This is a genomic window from Methylomonas defluvii (genome assembly GCF_033949435.1).
GTDB classification, from domain to species: domain Bacteria; phylum Pseudomonadota; class Gammaproteobacteria; order Methylococcales; family Methylomonadaceae; genus Methylomonas; species Methylomonas defluvii.
In genome coordinates this window covers 1-1,301 of record NZ_JAXARY010000062.1, presented here as the reverse complement: position 1 = coordinate 1,301, position 1,301 = coordinate 1, and the positions used below count along the sequence as shown (strand labels likewise).

Below are 1,301 nucleotides of genomic sequence, written 5' to 3'. Positions count from 1 at the left end.
AGGATTTCGCCAAAAATAACTTCCCTGTATTGATACTGTCCCTAACTGGATTTGTAATGGAGAATACAACGACTTGAACCGTGGAAGATGAAAAAGTGACTGGCTACGAACCCGCGATAGAAATCAAAATGCAGCGACTCTTTACCACCTTGTCCGAGAAAGATAGGCGTCGCTATGCCGGTATAGAAGCGGCCAAACTGGGGCATGGTGGCACAGAGTATATTTCGACGTTATTCGGCATTGACCCGAAGACAGTTCGCCGTGGGCTTGTGGAATTAGACCTGAACGATGATCCGGCATCGGATCGGGTCCGAAAAAAAAGGTGCGGGGCGGAAAACGGCACTTGAACGGCAACCGCAACTGCTGGTTAACTTTTTGGCGCTACTGGCAGAATTCACCGCTGGCGATCCGATGCGGGAAGGCGTGTTGTGGACCAATCTATCGCGCTGCGAGATCAGTCGTCGGTTACGGGAAATGGGCACACCGGCCAGTCGGCTAACGGTGCGTAAACTGCTGAAGCAACAGGGCTTGGGCCAGCGCAAGGCACGCAAGAAAAAGTCGATGGGCGCCCATCCCGACCGCAATGCCCAATTTGAAAACATAGCGCGACTCAAAGCGGAATATCTGACCGCCGGCGATCCCGTGATCAGCATCGATACCAAAAAGAAAGAACTGATCGGCGACTTTGCCCGCGAAGGTCATACCCATACGCAAATACCCGTCGAAACCTTGGATCACGACTTTCCCAGCGCCAGCCAAGGCAAACTCATTCCGCATGGCATCTATGATGTAGCCCGGAATGAAGGCACTATGCACCTCAATATGAGCCACGATACCAGCGAATTATGTTGCGACAGCATCGCACGCTGGTGGCAGCAACATGGCCAACACCATTATCCCAACGCCCGCCGCGTATTAATCCTCTGTGATGGCGGCGGCAGCAATGCCGCCAATCGCCATGTATTCAAGGAAGCTCTGCAGGCCTTGGCCGATGGTTTGGGACTGGCTATTCGAATCGCGCACTATCCGCCTTATTGCTCAAAACACAACCCAATTGAACATCGCCTGTTTCCGCACATCACTCGCGCCTGCCAGGGCGTGGTGTTTCATACGGTCGACATTGCCAAGCAATTGATGGCCAAGGCGAAGACATCCACGGGATTGAAAGTGACTGTGGATATTTTGACAACTGTCTACGAGATCGGGAAAAAATGCGCTGCAGATTTCATTGAAAACATGCGGATCGTTTTCGACGAACATCTACCGCGCTGGAACTATCGGGCTATTCCTCAAACCAACTA

Annotated in this window: 2 protein-coding genes; both read left to right on the top strand. The window is 52.2% G+C overall.

Annotation, left to right across the window (positions count from 1 at the left end):
- Positions 1-80 precede the first annotated feature (80 nt).
- Positions 81-347 (top strand): hypothetical protein, encoded by a 267-nt coding sequence (locus QLH52_RS24530; RefSeq protein WP_319963287.1) that lies wholly within the window; start codon positions 81-83, stop codon positions 345-347.
- Positions 289-1,301, top strand: a 1,013-nt coding sequence (locus QLH52_RS24525; RefSeq protein WP_319963286.1) for an ISAzo13 family transposase, incomplete at its 3' end; no start/stop codon positions are given. The genes QLH52_RS24530 and QLH52_RS24525, both read left to right, overlap by 59 nt.